The sequence below is a fragment of the Fodinibius sp. genome, from assembly GCF_041642155.1.
GTDB lineage: Bacteria > Bacteroidota > Rhodothermia > Balneolales > Balneolaceae > Fodinibius.
Window position 1 is genome coordinate 1 of the sequence record NZ_JBEPWZ010000163.1, and the last position, 6551, is coordinate 6551.

A 6551-nucleotide genomic window follows, 5' to 3' on the forward strand; every position below is an offset into this window, starting at 1 on the left:
GAAAGCGGGGCGGGGGATCCCGCTCCTCATAATTGGGAATGTTGTCGCGATCCTCGTACTGAAGTTCCGGCAGGGCTGACGCAAAGGCCTCCCAGTTTTTCCGGACCTGATCGCTGACCGACCACACAATCCCGTTTTTGACCAGTTCCTGGAATCCCGGTTTCGTCCACGTGCGCTCATCATGTCCATAGGCCGTATAGAACACCCTGCCCTCCCCATGCGTACGCACCCAGGTCCACGGTTCCGTATGGTCTTCTCCTTCCCGCTCCATCAACACCGTGCGGTTGTCGTCGTTGTGCCTGCTATGAACGTAGGTTTCATCCCAGGTTTCAAATTCCTCGAGCCCCTCCATCACCGGGTGATTGCTGTTCACAATAGTCGCTGTAAAAGTACCGGTGCCATGCTCTTCAAACTGGGCCCCGACCAGATCCACAAAGTCTTCGGAATTTCTGAAACAGAAGCTGGCCGAGTGAATAGGTAAAAAGCCGTTGCCGTTCGCCACAAATTCCAGCAGGGCTTGTTCCTGGGAGTTGGAAATTTTATCATGATTGGCATAAAGGAGAAGCGCATCATACCCCTTCAACTTTTCCCGGTTCAAATCACCCGGGTCTTCGCTGTACGAAAAATTAATGCCGTCGCCTGCCAGCGCAGCGGACAGGATAGGCGCATAGGCGGCGCTGTTGTGATGTTCGCTGTCGTGCCCGAGAAACAGGACTTCAATGTTGCGTGGCTGATCATCCGCTTCTTTTTGGTTGGGTGCATCGCAGCCAAGCCCCGCCAGAATCAAACAGACGACCCATAGTGGTCCCTTACTTATTCCTGTCATTTGTTTTTCCTTAAATAGAGGGTTCTGTAAAACCGTTCTTTCGACCCATCTCTGTATTTTCACGTATTTAAAACCTCAAGTATGCCTTATATGCTAGGGTTTTAAATACGCTCAGGCTTTGATGTTGACTAAAACTCCTGGTTTTGCAAAATCCCCAATGATATTTCCGTTAAAACCGTAAAAGTGTAACAAGTACACTAAAAAGATGAAATATATTTTAAATATTGCAACCGTTTTTTGGAAAAATATTTTTATTTGTGAAATGTCGTTTCATTTCGAGTGGACTTTTCAACCGTTGTTATACCCAATCTCTGCATTTTTGCGGTTTCAAAATCCTCATGTATCGTCTATACGCTGCGATCCCAACTTCCCTTTGGCCTTAACGTTTCCCGATGCTTCGGGACTGATTTTTCAAAAAGCTTCTGCTAGTAATAATTTGATAAATCCAGTATCATTTGCCGGCTGCGGAATCTATCAGCCAGCACAGCACAAGCACATACCGGGATTATGCTACTGGGACCGACTGGTTGAGGGAAGACCTTGATCCAACAAATGCCGTGATCTCCCATAGAGGCATCAGATATTTTTCATGAAATGGAACAGAGGATTTAGTATCATTTTGAGGAACAGCTACCATATTTAACACAATTAAACAGCTAAATTATAAAAACCATGTTATTTCTAAACGGAGGTGGTGTTTATTGGATAGGCGGCATAACTGTTACCCTGCTAATACTACTGATGGCGGGGGGATGCGCCGGAGAGGAAACCGAACGCCCCCCCGGAGAACAGGATACAAAAAACCCTGACCGGATAACCGGGGAGCCATTTGGCACCCTCAAAGATGGACGGGAAGTGCAGCTTTATTCCCTGACGAACACGAATGGGATGGAAGTGCAGATCACCAATTATGGCGGCATCGTCACGGCTATCAGGGTGCCGGATAAAGATGGAAATCTTGAAAATGTAGCCTTGGGCTTCGATTCGCTCGATAACTATTTAAGCGGTCACCCCAATTTCGGGGCGCTGATCGGCCGCTACGGCAACCGCATTGCCGATGGCAGATTTGAGCTCAACGGCGAAACCTATACCCTTGCTCAAAATGATGGGGATAACCACCTGCACGGGGGAGAAGTTGGCTTCGATGATGTGCTCTGGGACGCCTCCGTTACCCCGGACAGTTCCTTGCAGCTCACCTATGTAAGCGAGGATATGGAAGAGGGGTATCCCGGCCGCCTGGATGTGACGGTCATTTATTCCCTCACCGATGACAATGAACTGAAGATTGAGTACGAGGCTACAACTACCAAAGCCACGCCGGTCAACCTGACAAATCACACCTATTTCAATCTCACCGGCGACCCGTCCAATGACGTGCTCTCCCACGTGTTGGAGTTCAACGCAAGTCGGTATACGCCGGTCGACGATGAGTTGATCCCCACCGGAGAAATTGCTGATGTCGAGGGCACGCCTTTCGATTTCACCGGGCCGCGGGCCATCGGCGAACGGATTGAAGAAACAGAAAACGGCTACGATCACAATTTTGTGCTGGACGATAGTCCCGACAGCTTGCAACTGGCTGCCACGGTCTATTCCCCGGAAAGCGGGCGGGAGATGAAGGTTTTTACCACCGAACCGGGCGTACAGTTTTATACCGGTAATTTTTTGGATGGCTCCCTGGAAAGCCCGCAGGGTATCCCATTCGGGCAGTATTCCGGATTTTGCCTTGAGACCCAGCATTTTCCGAATTCGCCCAATGAGCCCGATTTCCCCTCCACAATAGTAGAGCCCGGAGAAACCTATCTGACAACCACTATTTACCAATTTTCAACCCGATAACTGCGATAATGCCATGTCATTTTTTAATCATTTCCGGACCATTTCCCTGCAAACGTTTCTCCTGTCCCTGTTTCTTCTTAGCTTCGGCAGTATAGCCCCGCTGGCAGCACAAAACACGATGACGGTCAATGCCGACCAGCCCCAAAATGAAATCAGCCGCCATATTTACGGCCAGTTTTCAGAGCACCTGGGCACCGGCATGTACGGCGGACTCTGGGTGGGGGAGGATTCTGATATTCCCAACACGGATGGTTTCCGGGATGATGTGGTGGAAGCGCTAAGGGCACTGGAAATACCGAACCTGCGGTGGCCCGGCGGCTGTTTTGCGGACGAATACCACTGGAAAGATGGCATCGGTCCCCGTGAAGATCGTCCCACCCGCATCAACACGCACTGGGGCATGGTTGAGGAACATAATGAAGTGGGCACGCATGAATTCATGCGGCTTACCGAACTGCTCGATACCGAACCCTATATTTCTGCAAACGTTGGGAGTGGGACGCCCGAAGAGATGGCCCACTGGATAGAATACATGACCTATGAGGGAAACAGCACACTGGCCAACCTGCGCCGGGAAAATGGCCAGGAGGGGGCATGGGAAGTCAAATTTTGGGGTATTGGGAATGAGAGCTGGGGCTGTGGCGGCAATATGGAGCCCGATTATTACGCCGATCTTTACCGCCGCTACGCTACCTTTGCCAAAGACTACAGCGGCAATGAGTTGTATAAAATCGCCAGCGGGTTTTCGAACGACAATTACGAATGGACAGAAACCGTGGTGGAAGAGGCCGGATGGATGATGGACGCGATTTCCCTTCACTATTATACCATTCCAACGGGGGACTGGGGTGATAAAGGTCCTTCCACGGATTTTGGGGAAGCGATATACTTTGCAGGCCTAAAGCAGGGACTGGTAATGGATGAATATGTTTCCCGCCATTCCACCATTATGGATAAATACGATCCGGAAAAACGAATCGCGCTGGCCGTGGACGAGTGGGGGATATGGACGGACCCGCTCCCGGATACCAATCCCGGATTTCTGCAGCAGCAAAATTCTATAAGGGATGCCCTCATCGCATCCACCACCCTGGATATCCTGAACAAACACAGCGACCGGGTACGGCTGGCTAATATTGCACAGACAGTCAACGTGCTGCAGGCGATGATTCTGACCGACGGCAATCGGATGCTGAAAACGCCAACCTACCACGTGTTCGATTTTTACACCGTCCACCACGATGCGATGCTATTGCCGCTGCACCTGGATGCGGCTGACTATGCCTATGAAGGGGAACGCCTCCCGGCCATCAGTGCCACCGCCTCCCGGGATGAGACGGGGACGATCCATCTCACAGTGACCAACCTGCACGCCACTGACACACAGGAAGTAAGGGTTGATTTTCAGGGATTCAATGCTGATGATATAAGCGGGAGCCGTATCCTTACGGCAGGGGACGTGGATGCCGTTAACACCTTTGATGATCCCGACAGGGTGACGCCCCAAAGCTTTGAAGACTATACCCTGGATGATAATGAGCTGACGTTGCGCTTACCCTCAAAATCTGTTATAGTCATAGGGGTAGAATAAACAAAGGATTAGCCCGATTCCTCGTCCCGAATAGGGGATGCAACCGGCAAAAATGGATCGCTTGCTGCGCCGAAGTTTCCCGTTTGCGGGAGCATGTGAAATCCGGGTTAATAGAAAAAGGTATAAGAACAGTCACATTTTATGAAAAATTACTATGAGAAACACGATCGAATACTGGTGGCCCTTGATTGTATCATCTTTGGATTTGATCGGAGCGGATTAAAACTGTTGCTCATTAAAAGGGATTTCGAACCCGAGAAAGGAAACTGGTCGCTCATGGGCGGGTTCCTGAGACGGGAGGAGAGCCTTGACGAGGCTGCTGACCGTATTTTGCATAAGCTGACCGGACTTAAAAATGTATATCTCGAGCAGCTCTACGGATTTGGTGAGGTAGACCGCGATCCGGTAGAGCGAACGGTGTCTATTGCTTACTATGCGCTTATTAATATTCAGGAGCATGACAAAGAGCTCATGGATAAATACGGGGCCCACTGGTTTCCGATAAATGAATTGCCCGATCTCATTTTTGATCACCCGCAAATGGTTGAAGCCGCTAAATCCCGCCTGCGGTACCGGGCTTCTCATGAACCGGTTGGATTTGAGTTGTTGCCTGAGAAATTTACGATGCCTGAGCTTCAGATCTTGTACGAAGCCATCTACGAAACGGAGCTGGACAAGCGAAATTTCCGCCGTCGTATCCTGTCGATGGATGTGCTGGTAAAAACGGATGAGAAGCAGAAGAAATACTCCAAAAAAGGAGCATATTTTTATAAATTTAATGAGGAAAAGTACCGGGCAAAGGTCAATAACGGGGACAGCCTGATATTTAAACCGATAAAACGATAGGGGAGTTGATTTTGAATTCATTCCCGCAATCGTATATTGCCTTTTTTAAAAAGCGTTATTTAAACACTTATCATGCGTGCCTCGAGCAACGGCACAATGAATGATTGTCAACTATACCACAATTATCAACCGTACCCATGAAGAAGAAGGATAACTGTATTATCGGGATCGACTACGGCACGGATTCGGTGCGATCGGTACTGGTCGATGCCGCCGGCAACCCGCTTGCGGAAGCGGTCCACCGCTATAGCCGCTGGTCGGATGGCCTGTACTGCGACAGCACCAACAATCAATTCAGGCACCATCCCCTCGATTATCTGGAGGGACTGGAGAACACGCTGAGGGAAGTGCTTGCCCAGGTGCCGGAGCAGACGGCCGGGCAGGTAAAAGGTATCGCTGTTGATACCACGGGCTCCACGCCGGTAGCCGTGGATCACAGAGGAGCCCCCCTGGCGCTGCACGAGGAGTTCGCTGACAATCCCAATGCGATGTTCATCTTGTGGAAAGATCATACGGCAGTCAGGGAGGCGAGTGAGATCACCGAGTTGGCAAAATCCTGGGAGGGCCCGGACTATACCAAGTACGTGGGCGGTATCTATTCTTCGGAGTGGTTCTGGGCCAAGATGTTGTATACGATCCGGAAAGACGAAAACGTACGGAATGCGGCTTATTCGTGGGTCGAGCTGTGCGACTGGATTCCCTATGAGCTTACCGGCAAAACGGATGTCCACGCTATGAAACGCAGCCGCTGTGCGGCGGGACACAAGGCCATGTGGAATGAAGAATTCGACGGCCTGCCCGGCCAGGATTTTTTAACCCGGCTCGACCCGCTGCTGGAGGGGATCCGCGAGCGGCTGTATCAGCAGACTTATACGTCCGACTGCCCGGCCGGCACGCTCTCTTCGCAGTGGGCCCGAAAACTGGGGCTTTCGGAAGAGGTTGTCATTGGAGTAGGGGCTTTTGACGCCCACATGGGCGCGGTGGGAGGAGAGATCGAACCGTACTACTTGAGCCGCGTCATGGGCACTTCAACCTGCGATATTTTAGTGGCGCCCTATGAAGATTTGGAGGACAACCTGGTGGAGGGAATTTGCGGGCAGGTGGACGGGTCGGTAATCCCGGGGTTAGTGGGACTCGAAGCGGGACAGTCGGCTTTTGGTGATGTGTATGCCTGGTTCAGGGATTTGATTTGCGATCCGGCCGAATCGGTTATCAGTGACAGTGATCTGCTGTCTGAAAAGCAGAAGACGGCGCTGACCGGGGAGCTGCGTGACAAGATGCTGGTGACACTGTCCGAGGAAGCTTCCGCATTGGAGAATGTTGATACCGGCATTATGGCACTGGATTGGCTGAACGGACGTCGAACGCCGGATGCCAATCAATGGCTCAAGGGAGCAATCGAAGGACTGGACCTGGGTACGGATGCGCCGCGTATTTTTAAAGCGCTGG

At 51.1% G+C, this 6551-nt stretch carries 6 protein-coding genes; 5 read left to right on the top strand and 1 reads right to left on the bottom strand.

Annotated elements, in window-relative coordinates:
• The coding region (locus ACESLU_RS09880) for a ThuA domain-containing protein (protein ID WP_372638489.1) at positions 1-826 on the bottom strand (826 nt) is incomplete at its 3' end.
• Between the two features lie 205 nt (positions 827-1031).
• On the opposite strand from ACESLU_RS09880, the gene ACESLU_RS09885 reads away from it, so the two are divergent.
• The 5 genes from ACESLU_RS09885 to ACESLU_RS09905 form a co-directional block, all read left to right on the top strand.
• The gene (locus tag ACESLU_RS09885; protein WP_372638490.1) at positions 1032-1370 is read left to right on the top strand and encodes a hypothetical protein; all 339 of its coding nucleotides are present in this window, start codon (positions 1032-1034) and stop codon (positions 1368-1370) included.
• Positions 1371-1498: 128 nt separating this feature from the next.
• On the top strand, positions 1499-2665 hold the full coding sequence (locus ACESLU_RS09890; RefSeq protein ID WP_372638491.1) for an aldose epimerase family protein: 1167 nt from the start codon (positions 1499-1501) through the stop codon (positions 2663-2665).
• A 13-nt stretch (positions 2666-2678) separates the two neighbouring features.
• Positions 2679-4256, top strand: a complete 1578-nt coding sequence (locus tag ACESLU_RS09895; protein ID WP_372638492.1) for an alpha-N-arabinofuranosidase — start codon at positions 2679-2681, stop codon at positions 4254-4256.
• Between the two features lie 141 nt (positions 4257-4397).
• On the top strand, positions 4398-5102 hold the full coding sequence (locus ACESLU_RS09900; RefSeq protein ID WP_372638493.1) for an NUDIX domain-containing protein: 705 nt from the start codon (positions 4398-4400) through the stop codon (positions 5100-5102).
• Positions 5103-5239: 137 nt separating this feature from the next.
• Positions 5240-6551: ribulokinase (locus tag ACESLU_RS09905; RefSeq protein WP_372638494.1), on the top strand; the 1312-nt coding region annotated here is incomplete at its 3' end.

Coding starts and splice junctions, on each gene's coding strand:
- ACESLU_RS09890 (WP_372638491.1), top strand. CDS start 1,499: ATGTTATTTCTAAACGGAGGTGGTGTTTATTGGATAGGCGGCATAACT.
- ACESLU_RS09885 (WP_372638490.1), top strand. CDS start 1,032: ATGAAATATATTTTAAATATTGCAACCGTTTTTTGGAAAAATATTTTT.
- ACESLU_RS09895 (WP_372638492.1), top strand. CDS start 2,679: ATGTCATTTTTTAATCATTTCCGGACCATTTCCCTGCAAACGTTTCTC.
- ACESLU_RS09900 (WP_372638493.1), top strand. CDS start 4,398: ATGAAAAATTACTATGAGAAACACGATCGAATACTGGTGGCCCTTGAT.